Raw genomic sequence first — 19,747 nt, forward strand, 5'->3', positions numbered from 1 at the left:
ATGAGCTTCGTCAGCGTACAGAAACTGCACAAGAGCTACGCCGGCAGCCCGGTGTTCGAGAACATCGACTGCCACATCGAACGCGGCGAGTTCGTCACCCTGCTCGGCCCGTCCGGGTGCGGCAAGTCGACGCTGCTGCGCTGCATCGCCGGGCTGACCCCGGTGGACAGCGGGCAGATCCTGCTCGACGGCCACGACATCGTGCCGCTGAGCCCGCAAAAACGCGGCATCGGCATGGTGTTCCAGAGCTACGCGCTGTTCCCCAACATGACCGTGGAGCAGAACGTGGCCTTCGGCCTGCGCATGCAGAAGATCAAGGCCGATGAAAGCCAGGCCAGGGTACGCGAGGCGCTGGAGCTGGTAGAGCTGGGCAACTTCGCCGGGCGCTACCCGCACCAGTTGTCCGGTGGCCAGTGCCAGCGCGTGGCCCTGGCCCGCTCGCTGGTGACCCGGCCACGCCTGTTGCTGCTCGACGAGCCGCTGTCGGCGCTGGATGCGCGCATTCGCAAGCATCTGCGCGAGCAGATTCGCGCCATCCAGCGTGAACTGGGCCTGACCACCATCTTTGTCACCCACGACCAGGAAGAAGCGCTGACGATGTCCGACCGCATCTTCCTGATGAACCAGGGGCGCATCGTCCAGAGTGGCGACGCCGAAACCCTCTACACTGCGCCGGTGGACCTGTTTGCCGCCGGCTTCATCGGCAACTACAACCTGCTCGACGCCGACAGCGCCAGCCGCCTGCTGCAGCGCCCGGTGGCCAGCCGCCTGGCAATCCGCCCGGAATCGATCACCCTGGGCCGCGACGGCGCACTGGACGCCGAAGTGCGCAGCCACAGCCTGCTGGGCAACGTGATTCGCTACCGGGTCCGGGTGCGCGAGGTGGAACTGGTGGTCGACGTGCTCAACCGCTCGGCGGCCGACCTGCACGCGGACGGGCAGCGGGTAAGCCTGTCGATCGACCCCACGGCGCTACGGGAAGTGGCCTAAGGAGAGTACCCATGGCACTGGCAATTTTCGATCTGGACGAAACCCTGATCAACGGCGACTGCGCGTCGCTGTGGAGCGAGCAGATGGCCCGGCTGGGCTGGGTCGACGGCAAGGCCTTCCTGCGCCGTGACCATGAACTGATGGAGGCCTATGGCAGAGGCCACCTGAGGATGGAGGAGTACATGGCCTTCAGCCTGGAACCGATTGCCGGGCGCACCCTGGAAGAGCTCCAGCACCTGGTCGAGCCGTGGGTGGAGAAAGTGATCGAGCCGATCATCTATGGCGACGCCTGCCGCTGCATTGCCGAGCACCGCAAGCGCGGCGACCGCATCCTGATCATTTCGGCTTCGGGCACGCACCTGGTCGGGCCGATTGCAGCGCGCCTGGGGGTGGACGAGTACCTGGCGATCGAGCTGGAGGCGGTGAATGGGACATATACTGGCAAGACCCATGGGGTGCTGACTTACCGCGAGGGCAAGATCACCCGGTTGCTGGAATGGCTGGATCAGGAACAGGAGAACCTGGAGGGGGCAAGTTTCTATTCCGACTCGCGCAACGATTTGCCGCTGTTGCTGAAGGTGGATCACCCGCATGTGGTGAACCCGGATGCGGTGTTGCGGGAGCATGCCGAGATCAATGGCTGGCCGATTCTGAGCTGGAGCTGAAGATTTGTGTGGGCCTCTTCGCGGGCACGCCCGCTGCCACAGGAGTCACCACAGACTTGAATATTGTGGAGTCCCTGTGGGAGCGGGCGTGCCCGCGAAAGGGCCAGGCCTGCTTACACCAGGCTAGAGTCGATCACCATCACCAGCTTGCCCGACACCTGGTTGCTCTCCAGCTCGGCATAGGCCGCCTGGGCGAACTCCACCGGGTAGGTATCGACCAACTGTGGCGACAGGCGCCCTTCGGCAAACAGCGGCCACACCTGCTGCTGCAACTCGCGCAGCAGCTCTGCCTTGAAGCCGTCATCGCGGTTGCGCAGCGTGGAACCGGTAATCTCCAGGCGCTTGCCCAGTACCTGTGCCAGGTCCAGCTCGAACTTGCGCCCGCCCATCAGGCCGATGATCACCCAGCGCCCGTCACGCGCCAGCAACTTGAGGTTGAGCTCGCCGTAGCTGGCGCCCACCGGGTCGAGAATCACGTCGAACGGGCCAAAACCTTCCAGCGCTTCCAGGTTTTCGTTACGCACCACACCACCGGCGGCACCCAGCGCCTCGCAGTAGGCCAGGCGGTCCTGGGAACCGACGCTGACCCACACCGGGCTGCCGAACGCCTTGCACAGCTGGATGGCGGCCGAGCCAACGCCGCTGGCGCCAGCGTGCACCAGCACCTTCTCGCCAGCTTTCACGCGACCCAGCTGGAAGATGTTCAACCAGGCAGTGGCATACACCTCCGGCAACGCCGCCGCTTCAAGCAGGCTCAGGCCTTCGGGCACCGGCAGCACGTGGCGGGCATCCACCACCACTTCCTCGGCCATGGCGCCGCTGGCCAGCAGCGCGCACACCCGGTCACCCACCCGCCAGTCGGCGCCTGCCCCCACCTCTGCGATCACTCCGGCACACTCCAGGCCCATGTACGGTCTGGCGCCTGGCGGTGGTGGGTACAAACCTTTCATCTGCAGCAGATCGGCGCGGTTCAGCCCCGCAGCAGCCACGCGAATGCGCACTTGGCCCGCGTCACAGGCCGGGCGTTCGGCCTCGACCCAGGCCACATGTCCGTCAACGCCTTGCAATGCCTTCACAGTGCCTCCATAGTTGAATCATATGACCGAGCCTGGGATTGCTATGTCCCAGGCTTTTTGCAGTATGCGTCCGGTTTTTCGCAACCGGCGAACGGAAAAGACGGCCTACTATGCGTGATCAATTGCCTCCACGTCGAATCAGCATGAAGCATTTCCTCCCAAGCACCGCCCTGGCGCTGATGATCGGCCTGGGCAGCCTCACGCTCGGCGGCAATGCGGCGGCCGCCAACAAGTGGGACAGCCTGCAGCCGGACCGTGACGAGATCGTCGCCAGCCTCAACGTGGTGGAATTGCTCAAGCGCCACCACTACAGCAAGCCGCCACTGGACGACGCCCGTTCGGCCATCATCTATGACAGCTACATCAAGTTGCTGGACCCGGCGCGCAGCTACTTCACCGCTGCCGACATCGCCGAATTCGACAAATGGAAAACGCAATTCGACGATTTCCTCAAGAGCGGCAACCTGGACCCGGGCTTCACCATCTACAAACGCTACCTGGACCGCGTCAAGCAGCGTCTGGACTTCGCCCTGGCCGAGCTGGACAAGGGCGTGGACAAGATCGACTTCAACACCAAGGAAAACTTGCTGATCGACCGCAAGGACGCCCCGTGGCTGAAGGACCAGGCCGCGCTCGACGAGCTGTGGCGCAAGCGTGTGAAAGACGAGGTGCTGCGCCAGAAGATCGCCGGCAAGGAACCCAAGCAGATCCAGGAAACCCTGACCAAGCGCTACAAGAACCAGCTGGCGCGCCTGGACCAGACCCGTGCCGAGGACATCTTCCAGGCCTATATCAATACCTTCGCCCAGTCCTACGACCCGCATACCAACTACCTGTCGCCTGACAACGCGGAAAACTTCGACATCAACATGAGCCTGTCGCTCGAAGGTATCGGCGCTGTGCTGCAAAGCGACAACGACCAGGTCAAGATCGTGCGCCTGGTGCCGGCAGGCCCGGCGGCCAAGACCAAGCAGGTGGCCCCGGCCGACAAGATCATCGGCGTGGCCCAGGGCAACAAGGAAATGGTCGACGTGGTCGGCTGGCGCCTGGACGAAGTGGTCAAGCTGATCCGCGGCCCGAAAGGTTCGGTGGTGCGCCTGGAGATCATCCCGGCCAGCAACGCACCTAGCGACCAGACCAGCAAGATCGTGTCGATCACCCGCGAGGCCGTGAAGCTCGAAGAGCAGGCGGCGAAGAAGTCGGTGCTCAAGCTCAAGCAGGACGGGCGTGACTACAAGCTGGGCATCATCGAGATCCCGGCCTTCTACCTCGACTTCAAGGCCTACCGCGCCGGTGACCCGGAGTACAAGAGCACCACGCGTGACGTGAAGAAACTGCTCACCGAACTGCAGAAGGAAAAAGTCGACGGCGTAGTCATCGACCTGCGTAACAACGGCGGCGGCTCGTTGCAGGAAGCCACCGAGCTGACCAGCCTGTTCATCGAGAAAGGCCCGACCGTGCTGGTGCGCAACAGCGACGGCCGTGTGGACGTGCTGGAAGACGAAAACCCCGGTGCCTTCTACAAGGGCCCATTGGCACTGCTGGTCAACCGCCTGTCGGCTTCGGCTTCGGAGATCTTCGCCGGTGCCATGCAGGACTACCACCGTGCGCTGATCATCGGTGGCCAGACCTTCGGCAAAGGCACCGTGCAGACCATCCAGCCGCTCAACCATGGCGAGCTGAAGCTGACCCTGGCCAAGTTCTACCGGGTTTCCGGGCAGAGCACCCAGCATCAGGGTGTACTGCCGGACATCGACTACCCGTCGATCATCGACACCAAGGAAATCGGCGAAAGCGCTCTGCCCGAAGCCATGCCGTGGGACACCATTCGTCCGGTGGTCAAACCGGCGGCCGACCCGTTCAAGCCGTTCCTGGCCCAGCTTAAGGCGCAGCATGAAGCGCGCAGCGACAAGGACGCGGAGTTCACCTACATCCGCGATCGCCTGGCCCTGACCCAGAAGCTGCTGAACGAGAAAACCGTCAGCCTCAACGAGCAGGACCGCCGCGCGCGCCATGATGAAATCGAGGCCAAGCAGTTGGCGCTGGAAAACATCCGCCGCAAGGCCAAGGGTGAAGAACCGCTGAAAGAGCTGAAAAAAGAGGACGAGGACGCCTTGCCGGCCGAGGATGAAAACACCAAGCCGGAAGACGATGCCTACCTGGCGGAGACCGGTCGTATCCTGATCGATTACCTCAGCGCAAGCACCAAGGTGGCCAAGAAGTAAGGCAGCAATGATGGCAAATTAATGCGACCTGTCATCAAACAGTCATCGCGCTGTCGTGAAATAGGGAGGCCGGACGTGCAAGCGTCCGGCCCTTTCATTTTCAGGAAAACGTCATGACCGTCGCCGAACAGCTCAGTGCCTTGAGTGCCATCCTGGCTCAACGCAGCATTCACAGTCTGTTCCAGCCGATCATGCGCCTGAGCGAGCAACGGGTGTTCGGCCACGAAGCGCTGAGCCGCGGCCCGTCCAACAGCCCGCTGCACGCTCCGCTGAACCTGTTTACCATCGCCCGCCAGGCCGGGTGCCTGACCGAGCTGGAGGCTGCCTGCCGGGAGTCGGCCTGCCGCCGGTTCAGCGAACAGCAGTTGCAAGGCCTGCTGTTTCTGAATGTCTCCCCGGAGTCGCTGCTGGAGCCGGACTACCCGTCCGGCCAACCCCTGAAACTGCTCGAGCAGGTCGGCCTGGCGCCCAGCCGGGTGGTGATCGAGCTGACCGAACATACCCCGACCGACGACTTCCAGTTGCTCTCCAATGCCCTGCACCACTACCGTGACATGGGCTTTTCGATCGCCATCGACGACCTCGGGGCAGGCTATTCCAGCTTGCGCCTGTGGTCGGAACTGCGCCCGGAATATGTGAAGATCGACCGCCATTTCATCGACGGCATTCACCGCGACCCGCTCAAGCGCGAATTCGTCGGTTCGATCCTGCAGATCGCCCGGGCATCGAAGGCGCAGGTGATTGCCGAAGGCATCGAGTTGGCCGAGGAGCTGGCGGTGCTGGTCGATATGGGTGTGGACCTGGTGCAGGGCTATTTGCTGGGGCGGCCGCAGGAGTTGGGGGTGCGCGAAAGTCGGGGACTACCGGTGTCGACGAGCGTACGGCTGGCCGAACAGCCTACGGTGCAGCTGAATGCCACGATCGGGCAACTGCTGGAATTGTTCGGTCGCCACCAGCACCTGGATGCTTTGCAAGTGGTGGATAGCGAAGGCAGGGCTTGTGGGCTGATTCACAGGTATGCACTGCCTGTGCCGGCGATAGGGCCGGCACAGGCAACCCGTCAGGCTGTTTCGGGATAGCTGTATTCGAATACCCGAACGACCTCGGAGGCATGCCAGGAGGCCGCCTCCATGCCGTCGACCGGCCCGGAAAAGCGCCCCAGGCGCTCCACGCATTCGAAAAAGCCGGTACGCGGCAAGCGGCTGGCACCCTGGCTGATGACCAGCGAGCTGCGCAATGGCTGTTCGGCGCGGGCATCCAGTACTGCCAGGTACTCCAGCGCGGCGGTCAGCGTCTGCATGGCCGGGCTAGGCAATTGCAAGCGTTCGATCAGTGCACGGTAAGTCAGCAGGTGACGTTGACGACGGGCCAGGTCAAGCTCGCCCAGCAGGTTATCCCAGTGCTGACGGCTGATCCTGACCTGGCTCATGATGGTTCGCTCCAGCCAGCCACGCCCAGGTGCCAGGCCAGGGCGCGGCGGATGGCTGCGTCCGGCTGGCGCTCGCCCGCTTCGATCATGGCCAGGTAAGCCGGGCTTACGCCCACATTACGCGCCAGTTGCTCGGGCGCGATGCCCTTGGCCTGGCGAATCTGCGCAACCTCACTGAATGCCGGCAGTGGTGCATTGGCAGCGGCGCTGCCCACATCATTCGCAGCCACCTCGGCAGGCGCCTGCCCCGCGGCCTTGAGCAACGCCTGGTATTGCTCCCAGGGAACCACGGCGTACTCGGGTTGACCGTCCCGGCTGATGACCTGAATACCCATTACAAACCCCTCTAGAAAGGATTACAGCGTGTAATCCGTGCAGCCTGCCTAGCAAGAGGGCTTCGGCAACTATCAATTGGCCTATGCTCCGATCCTGCCTCTCGCTACGCCGATGATGGCCAATAGCGAACGGCAATCGGGCTGCTCCCCTTCTGTTATATCTCATTGTAAGAGATTTCTGGCGTCAGCGCTTCGATAGCGGGAGATGGGCAAGGCAACAGGGGCCAGTTGTTGGAGGTGTCATCACGGTCGGCTACAATACTACTCAATGACATCAGGGTGCCCACCTATGGAAAAGCTAAGCCTGCGCGCCAAAAAAGCTTGGTTCGCCAAGAACCGCAAAGCGAACTTCGAGCATAGCCTGCGCCTTGAAGGGTTCTCGGTCCCAGCGAATGATGGCGACGCTAAACTGCCTAACCGTGCTGCCGCGCGCGAAGCTGTACGGCAAGTCAAGGCTTGAGTGTCGATAAATACGGCGTCAATCAGGACCCGGCCTGCTACCCGGGTACCGATGTCCTGATAAATCTCCTCAACCTGCAAGATGCTGACGATTTGGCCGAGGCTGAGCGTTACCTGACTCAGACCGCTGCGGCACAGCTGGAGTTTATCCAGCCGCCCTACGATATCGACACTCTGAAACAAATCCATCGCCATCTTTTTTGCCACGTGTACAGCTGGGCTGGAGAAATCCGCACGGTCAAGATAAGCAAAGGCGAGAGCCAGTTCTGTGTGCCTGAACGCATCGAGCCCGAAGCCGCAAAGGAGTTTCGAAAGATGGCGCATGCGGGGTGGTTCGAGGGCTACCCTCGCCATTCGCTAGTGGTTGCGGTTGCTGAATCCTATGGGACACTGAACGTGGCCCACCCGTTTCGCGAAGGTAACGGGCGGACTCAGCGCATCCTTTTCGAGTGGCTGATTGTGAACGCAGGCTTTGAAATCACATGGGGGATGGTTGATCAGCAAGAGTGGATCGAGGCGAACATCAGGTCTTGCCAAGGTGATGACAGCCACCTCGAACACGTATTTAGCCGTTGTATCGGGGCGCCGATCCAGGAAGGCGATGACAACTGCCTATGAAGCCAAGGGATCACCAATCCTGATTACAGCCGGGAAAACGAAGGGCGCCGATCATGGCGCCCTATTCACTTGCGCAACAACAGCCCGCCAGCACCGTTCCCTGACGTAGCTCACCGCAGCAGTATCACCCACTCTGGAGATCTGTGAGGTTCAGCTCAGGCCGGTTTCACTGGGTTTTGCGCTCCAGCTGCAAGGCTTCCGGCGTGGCCGGCAGGCGTTCGACCACGCGCAACCGCTCCGGCGCCTGGCCGTCGCGCCAGGCCTTGAAGCGCGCCAGTTCCTCTGCCACGGTCTTCAGTACCCAACCCAGCACGGCGATGTCGTCGAGAAAGCCGGCGCCCAGCAGCCAGTCCGGGATGGCATCGATAGGGCTGACGAAATACAGCAGGCCGGCGACGATGGTCACCAGGGCCTTGGCACTGATGGCACGGTACTCACCACGCCACCAGGCCAGGCACAGCGACTGCAACAACTTTACATCTTCACGCAGTTGGCCAAGGCGCGGACCTTTGCGGGCTACCGCGAACAGCAGGGCCGGTAACCGGCCCCGGCTAAGCAGGCGCTCGGCCAAGGGCAGGAAACGGGCGAAATTCCAAGGTGCGCTCATGGAGCCTCCAGGCGGGTAGGGTTATCCACATTTATTGTGGATAACCTTGTGAACAGGGCGACGTTTCCGACCGCAGGTGCCTGCCAGGCAAGGGCCCCGGTCAGATCGGGCGTTTTTTACACAGTGGTTTCACACCCTGTGTACGGTGCACCGCAAACGGTGTGCAGTCGAAGCATGCTGCTTCTTCGGGCAACAATTTCTCGGACAGTATCAGCAGGTGCAGGTTCGTCCAAGCACCCGGCACCAACGAAAACGCCCCGTCGAGACGGGGCGTTTTGCGCAGAACCAGCCAGTATTACTTGGCAGGAGCTTCGGCGGGGGCTTCGGCAGGAGCTTCGACGCCCGGCTCGGCGCCTTGCAGCTGGGCCGGGTCCTTGATGGCGATCAGTTCCAGGTCGAATACCAGCACCGAGTTGGCCGGGATCAGCGGGCTTGGGCTTTGTGCGCCGTAGGCCAGTTCCGCCGGGATGAACAGCTTGTATTTTTCGCCAACGTGCATCAGCTGCAGGCCTTCGACCCAACCCGGGATCACGCCGCTAACCGGCAGGTCGATCGGGCTGCCGCGCTCGACCGAGCTGTCGAACACCTTGCCATCGATCAGTTTGCCTTCATAGTGCACCGTGACTACGTCGGTCGGCTTGGGCTGCGGGCCGTCAGCCTTCTTGATCACTTCATACTGCAAGCCCGAGGCAGTGGTGACCACACCTGGCTTCTTGGCGTTTTCCTCGAGGAATTTCTTGCCGGCAGAGGCGGCTTCTTCGCTGGCCTTGGCCAGGCGTTCTTCTGCGCGCTTCTGCAATGCGGTGAAAGCCTCTACCAGCTCTTCATCCTTGATGCGCTGTTCTTTCTTGCCGACGGCGTCTTCGATGCCAAGGGCAACAGCTTTCGAATCAAGGTCTTCCATGCCTTCCTGAGCCAGGCTCTTGCCCATGTTCAAGCCGATACCGTAGGAGGCTTTCTGCGCCGGAGTCTTCAGCTCGGGGCTGCTGGTCTGTTGATCACAGCCAGCCAGTACCAGGCCTACCAGGGCAACCGCAGCCGCCAAACGATGCTGTTTCATGTGATTTCCTTGTTCATGCGCCATAAGGGCAATCAGGGTAAAGCCGCGAGCTTATCAGGCGTCCCCAACCGATGGCTACCGGCATAAGAGCGGACAGACATGGATTAGTTCCACAGCCTTGAACGCAGCACAGAGGCCATGATTGGATGCGAAAGATGCATCGTTACCTGTTCAGTCGAACAAGATATACCATAACGCCATCATCCGCCGCGGCCAGGCTATCAGGAACAGGCTTCAGCGATGCCTGATGAGATGGGGATGGGATGGTGCAGTAACCTTCGGGGATTACTGGCTGGGCTACTCCGCCAAGACCGACCAAACTGCTGCCCATGCCCATGTCGCCATCCGGCTGTGCATTGGCCTGCGCCATGTATATCCGTGGCGTTCGGCAACCGCACCCTCACGGCGTCGGAGGTATTGATCGGGCCCGCTGTCGACCATCGCTCGCTGCCCAACCCAGGCTGGCCTGTGGCCAGCCCACGCTTGCGCTTTCTCGCCATGCGGCAGATGGGCCTGCCCCTGTCGCAATGGATTATCCGGCGGAAGCTCGAACAGGCGCGCAATGCCCTGGCCCACGGCGCCAGCCTCAGCGATGCCGCGCTCACCGATGGTTTCGCTGACCAGGCCCACCTGACCCGCAGCTCGGCCTGTCACCCAGCCGTGTTGCCGGGGTGCTACGCGCCTCGGGTGCACTGTTGAGCGAACAGATTCAAGGGTAGGCGCCCTCGCGGTACTGCCCGGCCACCTCGCGCAGTACTTCGCATACCCACTGCCCCGGAAGGCTCTGTGGCAAGGCAGCATTGCAACAGATACCAACCGAACCGCCTGGCTCGCGCACGCCCAGGTCGAGTTCGACCAGCTCGCCGCGACGCAGGTCGAGCAGCACCGCATCGCGCGGCGCCACCCACACTGCATCGCTGCCCAGCAGGTAGCGCCGGCTCAGCGCCAGCGACAAGGTTTCCAGGCGCTGGGCGGGCATCTGGATGCCACATTGCACGAACAGGCTGTCGGCATGCTGGCGGATGGTGGTGCCGGCTGGCGGCAGCACCAGCGGGTAATGTCCAACCTCCCCACGCTCTACTGGCTTGCTGGCCAGCAGCGGGTGGCCTGGCCGCACCACCAGGCTCATCGACTCGCTGTACAGGTGCTCGAACGACAGGCCCTGGATCTGCGGGCTGTCGGTCATGCGCCCGACCACCAGTTCCAGTTCGCCCAGGCGCAACTGGCCGAGCAGCTGCGCGCTGACCCCGGTGACCACACTGATCACCAGCGCCTCATGGCGCTGGTGCAGGCGGCACAGCACTTCGGGCATGAGCAGGCCTTCGACCGTGGACAGCACGCCGATGCGTACTTGCGACGGCGCCCGCGCTTCGCCACGCAGGCTGCTGACGCCATCGCGCAGGGCCTGCACGCTGGGCCCGGCATAGCGCATGAAACGCGTGCCGGCCGGGGTCAGCTCGACGCCCTGGTGGCTGCGCGCGAACAGGCGCGTTTCCAGCAGGTCCTCGAGCTCCTTGAGCGTCTTGGAAATGGCTGGCTGGCTGATTGCCAGGATGTCGGCAGCCCTGGCCAGGCTGCCCTGCCGGGCAATCTCCAGAAAGCACAGCAGGTGGCGGTACTTGATGCGGGTGTCGAGGTTCATGGGCGCAAGCTTACCGCATGCAGATAGCCTGTACCGGCCCTTTCGCGGGTGAGCCCGCTCCCACAGGGATCTCCACAGTTCTCCAGACCTGTGCAGTACCTGTGGGAGCGGGCGTGCCCGCGAAGAGGCCGGTGCAGGCGGCAGATGAATATCAGGCCACAGCCAACTCCACCGCCTCCCCGTTCAAGCGCACCGGCCACACCCGCAGGCGCTGCCCGCTATCCTCCAGGCATTCCCCGCTCTCCAGGCTGAAGTGCTGCTTGTACAACGGCGCGGCCACCACCAACTCGCCCTGCACACTGCCCACCAGCCCGCGGCCGATGATGTTGGCGCCGGACCGCGGGTCGCGGTTGTCCACCGCGTACAGCGGCTGCGCCTGCCCCGGCAGGTAGAACAGCGCCACCTGAGCCCCGTCGAGCCAAACCACTACCCCGGAATCGGCCACCAGGTCATCGGCCTGGCACACCACCTGCCAGTTCTCGTGGGTTTTCACCGCAGCATTGGACAAGTTCATCAGACAGCCTCCTCGATGGTCGGGATCAGGTGCAGTGGCGCAGCAGGCCGGCGCTGTTCGCGTTCGCGCACGAAGTGCACGTCCGGGTCGGCGCGGCGGTCGTTGACGAAGGTGCGGAAGCGCTTGAGTTTCTCGGGGTCGTTGAGGGCGTTGGCCCACTCGCATTCATACTGGTCGACCACATGCTGCATCTGCGCTTCCAGCTCGCTGGCCAGGCCCAGGCTGTCATCGATGATCACCTGCTTCAGGTAATCCAGCCCGCCTTCCAGGTTCTCGCGCCAAACCGAGGTGCGCTGCAGCTTGTCGGCAGTGCGGATGTAGAACATCAGCACCCGGTCGATCAGGCGCACCAGGGTTTCGTCGTCAAGGTCGGTGGCGAACAGTTCGGCGTGCCGCGGGCGCATGCCGCCGTTGCCGCACACGTACAGGTTCCAGCCCTTGTCGGTAGCGATCACGCCAATGTCCTTGCTCTGTGCCTCGGCACATTCGCGGGTGCAGCCAGACACCGCGAACTTGAGCTTGTGCGGGCTGCGCAGGCCCTTGTAGCGGTCTTCCAGGCGCAGGGCCATGCCGACGCTATCCTGCACACCATAACGGCACCAGGTGCTGCCGACGCACGACTTTACCGTGCGGGTCGACTTGCCGTAGGCATGGCCGGTTTCGAAGCCGGCCTCGATCAGCTCGCCCCAGATCAGCGGCAGTTCGTGCAACTGGGCGCCGAACAGGTCGATGCGCTGTCCGCCGGTGATCTTGGTGTACAAGTCGTACTTTTTCGCCACCTGGCCAATCACGATGAGCTTGTCGGGGGTGATTTCACCGCCAGGGATGCGCGGCACCACCGAATAGGTGCCGTTCTTCTGCATGTTGGCCATGAAGGTGTCGTTGGTGTCCTGCAGCGGCACCAGCGCCGGGTCCATGATCGGCTGGTTCCAGCACGAGGCAAGGATGCTGCCCACCGCCGGCTTGCAGATGTCGCAGCCGACATGGCCCTTGCCGTGGCGTTCGAGCAGTTCGTTGAAGGTGCGGATACCCTCTACCCGCACCAGCCCGTAAAGCTCCTGACGGGTGTAGGCGAAGTGCTCGCACAGGCTCTTGTCCACCGCCACGCCACGGGCGGTCAGTTCGTGCTCGAATACCTGCTTGAGCAGTGCCGCGCAACCACCACAACCGGTGGCCGCCTTGGTGCAACCCTTGACTGCGGCAAGGTCGCCACAGCCGCTGTCGATGGCGGCGCAGACCGCGCCTTTGCTGACGTTGTGGCAGGAGCAGATGGTCGCACTGTCGGGCAGCGCATCAGCACCCAAGGCCGGTGCACCGCCGCCCTGTGGCAGGATCAGTGCCGCCGGGTCGGCTGGCAGGGCGATGCCGTTCTGGGCGTATTGCAGCAGGGTATCGTAGTAGCTGTTGTCGCCGACCAGTACCGCACCGAGCACGTGCTTGCCACTGGCATCCACCACCAACCGGCGATAGGCGCTGTTGGCTTCGTCGATGAAGCGGTAGCTGCGTGCGCCCGGAGTGGCGCCATGGGCATCGCCGATGGAGCCGACATCCACACCTAGCAGCTTGAGTTTGGTCGACATGTCGGCTCCGGTGAATTCGCCAGCGGCTTCACCCATCAGCAATGCTGCCAGGTTGCGCGCCATGCTGTAGCCCGGAGCGACCAGGCCGAATACGCTGCCGTTCCACGAGGCGCACTCGCCGATGGCGAAGATGCGTGGGTCACTGCTGCGGCAGTGGTTGTCGATCACCACGCCACCACGCGCGGCGATGTCCAGGCCACAGGCACGGCCCAGGGCATCCTGTGGGCGGATCCCTGCGGAGAACACGATCAGGTCGGTTTCCAGGTGCTCGCCGCCATCGAAGTTCATGCGGTAGCGGTAGTCTTGACCCGCGCTGATCGACTGAGTGGCCCGCGACAGATGCACGCCAACACCCAGCGCTTCGATCTGTGCCTTGAGCGCGGCACCGCCCTCGCCGTCCAGCTGCACCGGCATCAGCCGTGGGGCGAATTCCACCACGTGGGCTTCCAGGCCCAGCGACTTGAGGGCGTTGGCTGCTTCCAGGCCAAGCAGGCCACCGCCCACTACCACGCCACGTCGGGCACTGGCTGCGGCAGCGCGGATGGCGTCGAGGTCGTCGAGGGTGCGGTAGACCAGGCGGGCATTGCCGCTGGAACCTTCGATCGGTGGCACGAAGGGATAGGAACCCGTGGCCAGCACCAACTGGTCGTAGCCGTAGCGGCCCTCGGCGGTAACCACTTCGCCACGCTCACGGTCGATTTCCAGCACCGCTTCACCGAGGTGCAGGTGCACACCGTTGGCGCCGTAGAAGTCCTGCCCGCACAGGGCCAGGGTTTCGGCACAGCTGCCGGCGAAGTACTCGGACAGGTGCACGCGGTCATAGGCACGCTGGCGCTCCTCGCCGAACACATGCACTTCGAAGCGCTGCAGGGCGCCGCGGCTGACCAGTTGCTCGACGCAATGGTGGCCGACCATGCCGTTGCCGACGATGACCAGTCGCTCTCGTTGCCCGCTGCTCGCTGTTGCCTTCATAAGCCGATCCTCGATCAAAAAAAAAAGCGCCTGGAGCCGAAGCTCCAGGCGCCTTTGCCTGTATTCATCACGGTAGGGGGCCCGGGTTGATCGCCGTTGATCAGCGGGCTTTGTTGTAACCAGGGTAAAGCAGGGAGTGTGCCAACCCTGTTTCCAGTACCGGCCTCTTCGCGGGCGCGCCCGCTCCCACAGGGTTCTCCACGTTTATTCAGAGCTGTGCAGTACCTGTGGGAGCGGGCGAGCCCGCGAAGAAGCCAGTACAGCAAATGCACATTCCAAGTGCATCACTCCCCATCTTGGAGCACATCAATAAACATCCCGCCGATACCGCTTGGCCCTGCCCAGCGCTTCGACATGAGCCGCAGCCGCCGCTGCATCCATGCCGCCATGCTCGGCGACGATGGCCCGCAACGCCGCATCCACATCCCTGGCCATGCGCTGCGCATCGCCACACACATAGAAGTACGCGCCCGCCTCCAGCCATTGCCACAACTGCGCGCCCTGTTCGAGCATGCGCTGCTGCACATAGACCTTCTCGGCCTGGTCGCGTGAAAACGCGGTGTCCAGACGCAAGTGCCCTGCAGCCTGCCAGGCCTGCAGCTGCTCCTGGTAATAGAAATCGGTGGCCGCGTACTGCTCGCCAAAGAACAGCCAGTTGGCCCCTTTCGCCCCACGTGCCTCTCGTTCTTCGAGGAAGGCCCTGAACGGCGCAATGCCGGTGCCGGGACCGACCATGATCAGCGGCACGCTGTCGTCCTCGGGCAGGCGAAAGTGCTTCGACACCTGCGGGAAGATGGCCACCTTCAGCGCTTGCGCACGGTCGGCGAGGAAGCTTGAGCACACCCCTTTGCGCGCACCATAGCGCACCGTGGAAACGGTCAGGTGCACCTGCTGCGGGTGCGCCAGCGGGCTGGAACTGATCGAATACAGGCGCGGCTGCAACGGCTTGAGCAACTCCAGCCAGCTGGCCAGCGGCAGCTGCTGGGGGAAGGCGCGCAGCACATCGACCAGTTGCCGCCCCCACAACCAGTCCTGCAGCTCGGCCTTGCACTCGGGCAGCAGCAGGCGCTGCAGGTCGGGGGCGTTGCCGGCGAAGGCCTGCAACTGTTGGGTGGTGACCTTGGCGATTTCCAGGTGCGCTTGCAGGGCTTCGGTCAGCGGCATGGCGGGCTGGCCTTTCAGCTCGACCATGGCCTGGCCATCGAGCTGCATCAGCGCCAGCAGTTCGTCGACCAGTGCGGGACAGTTGCGCGGCCACACGCCCAGGGCATCACCGGCGGCATAGGTGAAGCCACTGCCACTCAGGTCGAACACCAGTTGACGGGTTTCCTTGGTGGCACCCGGGCCGTTCAGCAGGCGGTTTTCCAGCAAGGTGGCAGCCCAGGGTTGCTGCTTACTGTAGGTCACCACGGGCGCAGGCTCGGTGACCGGTGGCGGTGCAGCGGCGCTGCCTAGCATGGGCAGCAGCGCATCCAGCCAGGCGGCGAAGGCGTCGTCGAAGTCCGGCTCGCAGTCCACTCGCTGCAGCAGGCGCCGCCCGCCCAGCTCGGCCAGGCGTTGGTCGAGCTTGCGGCCAAAGCCGCAGAACTGGTCGTAACTGGAGTCACCCAGGGCCAGCACGGCAAAAGGCAGTTCGGCGCAGTGGGCGCCCTCCTCGCCCTGCAAGGCGTGCCAGAACGCCGCAGCGCTGTCCGGCGCGTCGCCATCGCCAAAGGTGCTGGCGATCAGCACCACGCTGGCGGCGCCCTGCAGCTGGCGCGGGCTGACCGCTGCCATGCAGCTGAGCTGTACGTCGAGGCCGGCACCGCGCAAGCGTTCGGCACAGCGTTCGGCCAACAGTTCGCCGTTGCCGGTTTGCGAAGCCCACAGCACCTGGTGCCGTGGTGCCATCAACGCCGCATCGGGCAGCACCGCCGGCTGGGCGAACAGCCCGGCCAGCAGGCCATCGACGAACAGCCGGCGGTTGGCGGCCAGCGGCGCACTGGCCGGCAGGCAGGGCACGCCCTCGGCGCGGGCCTGCTCCAGGCCCAGCAGGAAGCCTTGCAGGTAATGGCGCTCTTCCTCGGCCAGCACCGGGGCTGGCAGGGTGTCCAGGCCAAGCAGACGGGACAGGGTGGCGGTCGGCATGCGGACGGGCTCCGGGTTGGCAGTGTTCAGGTCAAGGGCTTCGATGCGCTCACCGGCAACCCGCTCCAGGTTCACGGCACAATGCTTGAACGCCGGCTGCAGCGACAGCGGGTCGACCGCATCGCAGGTCACTGCGTTGATCGCCAGTTGCTCGCCGATCAGGTCGTTCCAGTGGAACGGGGCAAAGCAGTTGCCCGGCATGACCCGGTCACTGATACGCGCGGGCAGCACCGCCCGCCCGCGGCGCGAGCGAATGGCTACCTGGTCCTTTTCGGCGATGCCCAGCCGGGCAGCATCATCACGGTGGATTTCCACGAAGGGGCCGGGCTCCAGCTTGTTCAGCGCCGCTACCTTGCCGGTCTTGGTCAGGGTGTGCCACTGGTGTTGCACGCGGCCAGTATTCAGCACCAGGGGGTAATCAGCATCCGGCAGCTCCGCTGTCGGCAACCAAGGCCGGGCGAAGAAGCGTGCCTTGCCGCTGGCGGTCGGGAAGGCCAACACCGGGCACTCGCCCTGGGCATCGCGCAACAGCGTCTGGCTGCTGCCGTCGTTGCGATAGCGCAGCGGGCTGCGCGGGTTGTCACGGCCCGGGGCGCAGGGCCACTGGTGCGGCTGCTCGCGCAGTTCGGCATAGCCGATGCCCCGCAGGTCGTAGCCGGTGGTTGGGTTGTGAAAGCGGCGGATCTCCTCGTATACCGCCTCGGCATCGGGGTAGTCGAAGGCGTCGGCATAGCCCATGGCACAGGCGACCCGGGTGATGATCTGCCAGTCTGGCAGGCTCTGCCCGGGCGGTTCGACGGCGCGTGGCATGAGGGTGAGGTTGCGCTCGCTGTTGATCATCACGCCCTCGCCTTCGGCCCACAGCGCAGCCGGTAGCAGGATGTCGGCGTAGCGGTTGGTCTCGGTGTCGAGGAAGGCATCCTGGGTAATCACCAGTTCGGCCTGGCGCAGGCCGTCGATCACCTGCTGGCGGTTGGCGACACTGGCCACCGGGTTGCTGCAGATGACCCAGCAGGCCTTGACCACGCCGCTTTTCATCTGCTCGAACAGCGCCACCGTGCCCTCGCTGCTTTCGCTGCGCAGGCTGCCTGGAGCCAGTTGCCACGCTTGCTCGACGAAGGCGCGGTCTTGCGCTACCAGCGTCGAACGCTGGCCTGGCAGGCCGGGGCCCATGTAGCCCATCTCGCGACCGCCCATGGCATTGGGTTGACCGGTCAGCGAGAACGGGCCGCTGCCCGGGCGGCAGATCGCGCCCGTGGCCAGGTGCAGGTTGCAGATCGCATTGGTGTGCCAGGTGCCATGGATGCTCTGGTTCAGGCCCATGGTCCAGCAGCTCATCCAGTTGCTGGCGCTACCGATCCATTCGGCGGCCCTGATGATGTCGGCCTCGGCCAGCCCGGTGATGGCGGCCACGCGGTCAGGGGTGTAGTCATCGAGAAAGGTCGGCAGTTCGTCCCAGCCTTCGGTGTGGCGGGCAATGAAGTCAGGGTCGGTGTGGCCGTTATGCAGCAGAAGGTGCAGCAGGCCGTTGAGCAAGGCCATGTCGCTGCCGGGGCGCACCTGCAGGAACAGGTCGGCCTTGTCGGCGGTGGCACTGCGCCGCGGGTCGACGACGATCAGCTTGGCCCCCGCCTTGACCCGGTCGAGCAGGCGCAGGAACAGAATCGGATGGCAGTCGGCCATGTTGGCACCGATCACCAGGAATACGTCGGCGTGCTCGAAATCCTGGTAGCTACCGGGCGGGCCGTCGGCACCGAGCGACAGCTTGTAGCCGCTGCCGGCGCTGGCCATGCACAGGCGAGAGTTGGACTCGATGTGGCGGGTGCGGATAAAGCCCTTGGCCAGCTTGTTGGCCAGGTACTGGGCCTCCAGCGACATCTGCCCGGACACGTACAGCGCCACGGCGTCGGGGCCGTGCTGGTCGATGATGCCACGCAGGCGCGCAGCGGCCGTGGCGATGGCCTGGTCGAAGCTGGTACGCGCTGGCTGCTGGCTGCGCTGCTGGCGCACATAGGCATCCTCCATGCGCCCGGCGGCGGTCAGCGGCAAGTGTGCGGTGAGGCCTTTGGTACACAGGCGGCCGAAGTTGCTGGGGTGCTGCTTGTCGCCGCTGATCTTGCCGACCTTGCCATCGGCAACGCTCATGACGATGCCGCAACCGACGCCGCAGTAGGGGCAGACGCTGCGTACTTCGCTGTTGGCCATGGGCGGGCTCCTGTAGGGAACGCAAAAAGGCGCCGGCTGCCCCTGCTTGCTGGGCAAGCGGGGCAACACGGCGCCTTTGTCGTGAAGTTTTGTGGGCTATCGACGTTGATAGCCCTGGATGAGGTAAAACAGCAATTTATGGGCCAGCTGTGCCGACCCTTTCGCGGGCATGCCTGCTCCCACAGGGATATCACAAGGCCTGAGGGCAATGATGTACCTGTGGGCGCAGGTTCACCCGCGAAGGGGGCTGCACAGGAGTGCACCATGCGATGGCAACCCCGCAGCCCGTGGCGCTATGCTGGGGCACATTCCAGCATGAGCCACTGCCCTCCTCCCATGTCCCAGGTGATTATCAAGACTCCCGCTCAACTCGACCTGATGCGCCGCGCCGGCCGGTTGCTTGCCCAGGTGTTCGCCGACCTCGACAGCTTCATCCGCCCCGGCGTGACCACCATGCAGATCAACGACCGCGCCGAAGCGTTCATCGTCGGCACGCTCAAGGCCCGCCCGGCGAGCAAGGGCCAGTATGGTTTCCCCTATTCGCTCAACACCTCGGTGGACCATGTGGTGTGCCATGGCATGCCCAAGGTCGATGAAGTGCTGAAAGAAGGCTCGATCATCAATGTCGACATCACCCTGGAACAAGGCGGCTATATCGCCGACTCGTCAAAGATGTACAGCATCGGGTCGATCAGCGATGAGGCACAGCGCCTGGTCGACACCACCTACGACGCGCTCTGGAAAGGCATCGAACAGGTACGCCCAGGGGCTACGCTGGGCGATATCGGCCATGCCATCCAGACCCATGCCGAAGCGGCGGGCTACAGCGTCGTACGTGAGTACTGCGGGCATGGCATTGGCCAGCAGATGCATGAAGGGCCCGAGGTGCTGCACATCGGCCAGCGCGGGATGGGCCTGAAGTTGAAGCCGGGGATGGTGTTTACCATCGAACCGATGATCAACCAGGGCGGACGCGGGACGCGCACGCTGAAGGATGGCTGGACAGTGATTACCCGCGACCACAGCTTGTCGGCGCAGTGGGAGCATACCGTGGCGGTGACCGAGGATGGGGTTGAAGTGCTGACTTTGCGGGAAGAAGAGCTTTGCTGCTGAAATTGCCGGGGCACTTTGCGGCCCCAGGATTTCATGAGCGATGAAATCTCTCAGGATGCAGAAACAAAAAAAGCGACCCTAAGGTCGCTTTCTCTGTTACTTCCGGGTGTTCAGTAGGCCCTGGAAGTTG

At 63.7% G+C, this 19,747-nt stretch carries 17 protein-coding genes; 8 read left to right on the plus strand and 9 right to left on the minus strand.

Annotation, left to right across the window (positions count from 1 at the left end):
* On the plus strand, positions 1 to 990 hold the full coding sequence (locus tag HU760_RS22865) for an ABC transporter ATP-binding protein (RefSeq protein ID WP_186678228.1): 990 nt from the start codon (positions 1 to 3) through the stop codon (positions 988 to 990).
* 11 nt (positions 991 to 1,001) lie between these two features.
* Positions 1,002 to 1,655: an HAD family hydrolase gene (locus tag HU760_RS22870; RefSeq protein ID WP_186678230.1), complete on the plus strand. Its 654-nt coding sequence runs from the start codon at positions 1,002 to 1,004 to the stop codon at positions 1,653 to 1,655.
* 113 nt (positions 1,656 to 1,768) lie between these two features.
* Here HU760_RS22870 and HU760_RS22875 read toward each other — a convergent pair whose 3' ends face one another.
* Positions 1,769 to 2,731: an NAD(P)H-quinone oxidoreductase gene (locus HU760_RS22875; RefSeq protein ID WP_186678232.1), complete on the minus strand. Its 963-nt coding sequence runs from the start codon at positions 2,729 to 2,731 to the stop codon at positions 1,769 to 1,771.
* Between the two features lie 143 nt (positions 2,732 to 2,874).
* Between HU760_RS22875 and HU760_RS22880 the strand changes: the two genes are divergently transcribed.
* Positions 2,875 to 4,956 (plus strand): carboxy terminal-processing peptidase, encoded by a 2,082-nt coding sequence (locus tag HU760_RS22880; protein WP_186678234.1) that lies wholly within the window; start codon positions 2,875 to 2,877, stop codon positions 4,954 to 4,956.
* Positions 4,957 to 5,069: 113 nt separating this feature from the next.
* Entirely contained in the window at positions 5,070 to 6,035 is a 966-nt protein-coding gene (locus HU760_RS22885; protein WP_186678236.1) for an EAL domain-containing protein, read from the plus strand.
* Here the strand turns inward: HU760_RS22885 and HU760_RS22890 are convergent.
* Both HU760_RS22890 and HU760_RS22895 read right to left on the minus strand, forming a co-directional pair.
* Positions 6,017 to 6,385, minus strand: a complete 369-nt coding sequence (locus HU760_RS22890; RefSeq protein WP_013971408.1) for a hypothetical protein — start codon at positions 6,383 to 6,385, stop codon at positions 6,017 to 6,019. The two genes, HU760_RS22885 and HU760_RS22890, sit on opposite strands and share 19 nt — an antisense overlap.
* Positions 6,382 to 6,720, minus strand: a complete 339-nt coding sequence (locus HU760_RS22895) for a helix-turn-helix domain-containing protein (protein ID WP_186678238.1) — start codon at positions 6,718 to 6,720, stop codon at positions 6,382 to 6,384. The genes HU760_RS22890 and HU760_RS22895 overlap by 4 nt, the downstream gene beginning before the upstream one ends.
* Positions 6,721 to 7,009: 289 nt before the next feature.
* On the opposite strand from HU760_RS22895, the gene HU760_RS22900 reads away from it, so the two are divergent.
* Together HU760_RS22900 and HU760_RS22905 are read left to right on the plus strand one after the other, a co-directional pair.
* On the plus strand, positions 7,010 to 7,180 hold the full coding sequence (locus HU760_RS22900; protein WP_186678240.1) for a YhfG family protein: 171 nt from the start codon (positions 7,010 to 7,012) through the stop codon (positions 7,178 to 7,180).
* The gene (locus HU760_RS22905; protein WP_186678250.1) at positions 7,177 to 7,797 is read left to right on the plus strand and encodes a Fic/DOC family protein; all 621 of its coding nucleotides are present in this window, start codon (positions 7,177 to 7,179) and stop codon (positions 7,795 to 7,797) included. Before HU760_RS22900 ends, HU760_RS22905 begins: the two co-directional genes overlap by 4 nt.
* Before the next feature lie 166 nt (positions 7,798 to 7,963).
* On the opposite strand, the gene HU760_RS22910 is transcribed toward HU760_RS22905, so the two are convergent.
* Both HU760_RS22910 and bamJ read right to left on the minus strand, forming a co-directional pair.
* A complete protein-coding gene (locus HU760_RS22910; protein WP_186678252.1) occupies positions 7,964 to 8,404 on the minus strand; it encodes a YkvA family protein in 441 nt (146 codons plus the stop codon).
* A 295-nt stretch (positions 8,405 to 8,699) separates the two neighbouring features.
* The gene (bamJ, locus tag HU760_RS22915) at positions 8,700 to 9,464 is read right to left on the minus strand and encodes a BamJ family beta-barrel-assembly machinery protein (RefSeq protein ID WP_186678254.1); all 765 of its coding nucleotides are present in this window, start codon (positions 9,462 to 9,464) and stop codon (positions 8,700 to 8,702) included.
* 378 nt (positions 9,465 to 9,842) lie between these two features.
* Here bamJ and HU760_RS22920 point away from each other — a divergent pair, with 378 nt between their 5' ends.
* The gene (locus HU760_RS22920) at positions 9,843 to 10,163 is read left to right on the plus strand and encodes a helix-turn-helix domain-containing protein (RefSeq protein ID WP_225932892.1); all 321 of its coding nucleotides are present in this window, start codon (positions 9,843 to 9,845) and stop codon (positions 10,161 to 10,163) included.
* Between the two features lie 10 nt (positions 10,164 to 10,173).
* On the opposite strand, the gene pcaQ is transcribed toward HU760_RS22920, so the two are convergent.
* The 4 genes from pcaQ to HU760_RS22940 all read right to left on the minus strand — a co-directional run bounded on the left by pcaQ (position 10,174) and on the right by HU760_RS22940 (position 18,504).
* Positions 10,174 to 11,106 carry a pca operon transcription factor PcaQ gene (pcaQ, locus tag HU760_RS22925; RefSeq protein ID WP_186678256.1) on the minus strand — a complete coding sequence of 311 codons (933 nt, stop codon included), beginning with the start codon at positions 11,104 to 11,106 and terminating at the stop codon, positions 10,174 to 10,176.
* Positions 11,107 to 11,257: 151 nt separating this feature from the next.
* Positions 11,258 to 11,620: a nitrite reductase small subunit NirD gene (gene nirD, locus HU760_RS22930; RefSeq protein WP_013971405.1), complete on the minus strand. Its 363-nt coding sequence runs from the start codon at positions 11,618 to 11,620 to the stop codon at positions 11,258 to 11,260.
* Positions 11,620 to 14,172, minus strand: coding sequence for a nitrite reductase large subunit NirB (gene nirB / locus HU760_RS22935; RefSeq protein ID WP_186678259.1), 2,553 nt, complete (start codon positions 14,170 to 14,172; stop codon positions 11,620 to 11,622). The genes nirD and nirB overlap by 1 nt, the downstream gene beginning before the upstream one ends.
* A 306-nt stretch (positions 14,173 to 14,478) precedes the next feature.
* Complete coding sequence (locus tag HU760_RS22940) at positions 14,479 to 18,504, minus strand: bifunctional nitrate reductase/sulfite reductase flavoprotein subunit alpha (RefSeq protein WP_186678263.1); 4,026 nt, start codon at positions 18,502 to 18,504, stop codon at positions 14,479 to 14,481.
* Positions 18,505 to 18,819: 315 nt separating this feature from the next.
* On the opposite strand from HU760_RS22940, the gene map reads away from it, so the two are divergent.
* A complete protein-coding gene (gene map, locus HU760_RS22945; protein ID WP_437179867.1) occupies positions 18,820 to 19,617 on the plus strand; it encodes a type I methionyl aminopeptidase in 798 nt (265 codons plus the stop codon).
* Positions 19,618 to 19,747 lie beyond the last annotated feature (130 nt).

The sequence above is a fragment of the Pseudomonas oryzicola genome (assembly GCF_014269185.2).
Taxonomy (GTDB): Bacteria; Pseudomonadota; Gammaproteobacteria; order Pseudomonadales; family Pseudomonadaceae; genus Aquipseudomonas; species Aquipseudomonas oryzicola.

Excerpts from the sequence above, each read along its gene's own strand:
- HU760_RS22865 (WP_186678228.1), top strand. The coding sequence starts at position 1 with ATGAGCTTCGTCAGCGTACAGAAACTGCACAAGAGCTACGCCGGCAGC.
- HU760_RS22870 (WP_186678230.1), top strand. The coding sequence starts at position 1,002 with ATGGCACTGGCAATTTTCGATCTGGACGAAACCCTGATCAACGGCGAC.
- HU760_RS22880 (WP_186678234.1), top strand. The coding sequence starts at position 2,875 with ATGAAGCATTTCCTCCCAAGCACCGCCCTGGCGCTGATGATCGGCCTG.
- HU760_RS22885 (WP_186678236.1), top strand. The coding sequence starts at position 5,070 with ATGACCGTCGCCGAACAGCTCAGTGCCTTGAGTGCCATCCTGGCTCAA.
- HU760_RS22890 (WP_013971408.1), bottom strand. The coding sequence starts at position 6,385 with ATGAGCCAGGTCAGGATCAGCCGTCAGCACTGGGATAACCTGCTGGGC.
- HU760_RS22895 (WP_186678238.1), bottom strand. The coding sequence starts at position 6,720 with ATGGGTATTCAGGTCATCAGCCGGGACGGTCAACCCGAGTACGCCGTG.
- HU760_RS22900 (WP_186678240.1), top strand. The coding sequence starts at position 7,010 with ATGGAAAAGCTAAGCCTGCGCGCCAAAAAAGCTTGGTTCGCCAAGAAC.
- HU760_RS22910 (WP_186678252.1), bottom strand. The coding sequence starts at position 8,404 with ATGAGCGCACCTTGGAATTTCGCCCGTTTCCTGCCCTTGGCCGAGCGC.
- bamJ (WP_186678254.1), bottom strand. The coding sequence starts at position 9,464 with ATGAAACAGCATCGTTTGGCGGCTGCGGTTGCCCTGGTAGGCCTGGTA.
- pcaQ (WP_186678256.1), bottom strand. The coding sequence starts at position 11,106 with ATGAACCTCGACACCCGCATCAAGTACCGCCACCTGCTGTGCTTTCTG.
- nirD (WP_013971405.1), bottom strand. The coding sequence starts at position 11,620 with ATGAACTTGTCCAATGCTGCGGTGAAAACCCACGAGAACTGGCAGGTG.
- nirB (WP_186678259.1), bottom strand. The coding sequence starts at position 14,172 with ATGAAGGCAACAGCGAGCAGCGGGCAACGAGAGCGACTGGTCATCGTC.
- HU760_RS22940 (WP_186678263.1), bottom strand. The coding sequence starts at position 18,504 with ATGGCCAACAGCGAAGTACGCAGCGTCTGCCCCTACTGCGGCGTCGGT.
- map (WP_437179867.1), top strand. The coding sequence starts at position 18,820 with ATGAGCCACTGCCCTCCTCCCATGTCCCAGGTGATTATCAAGACTCCC.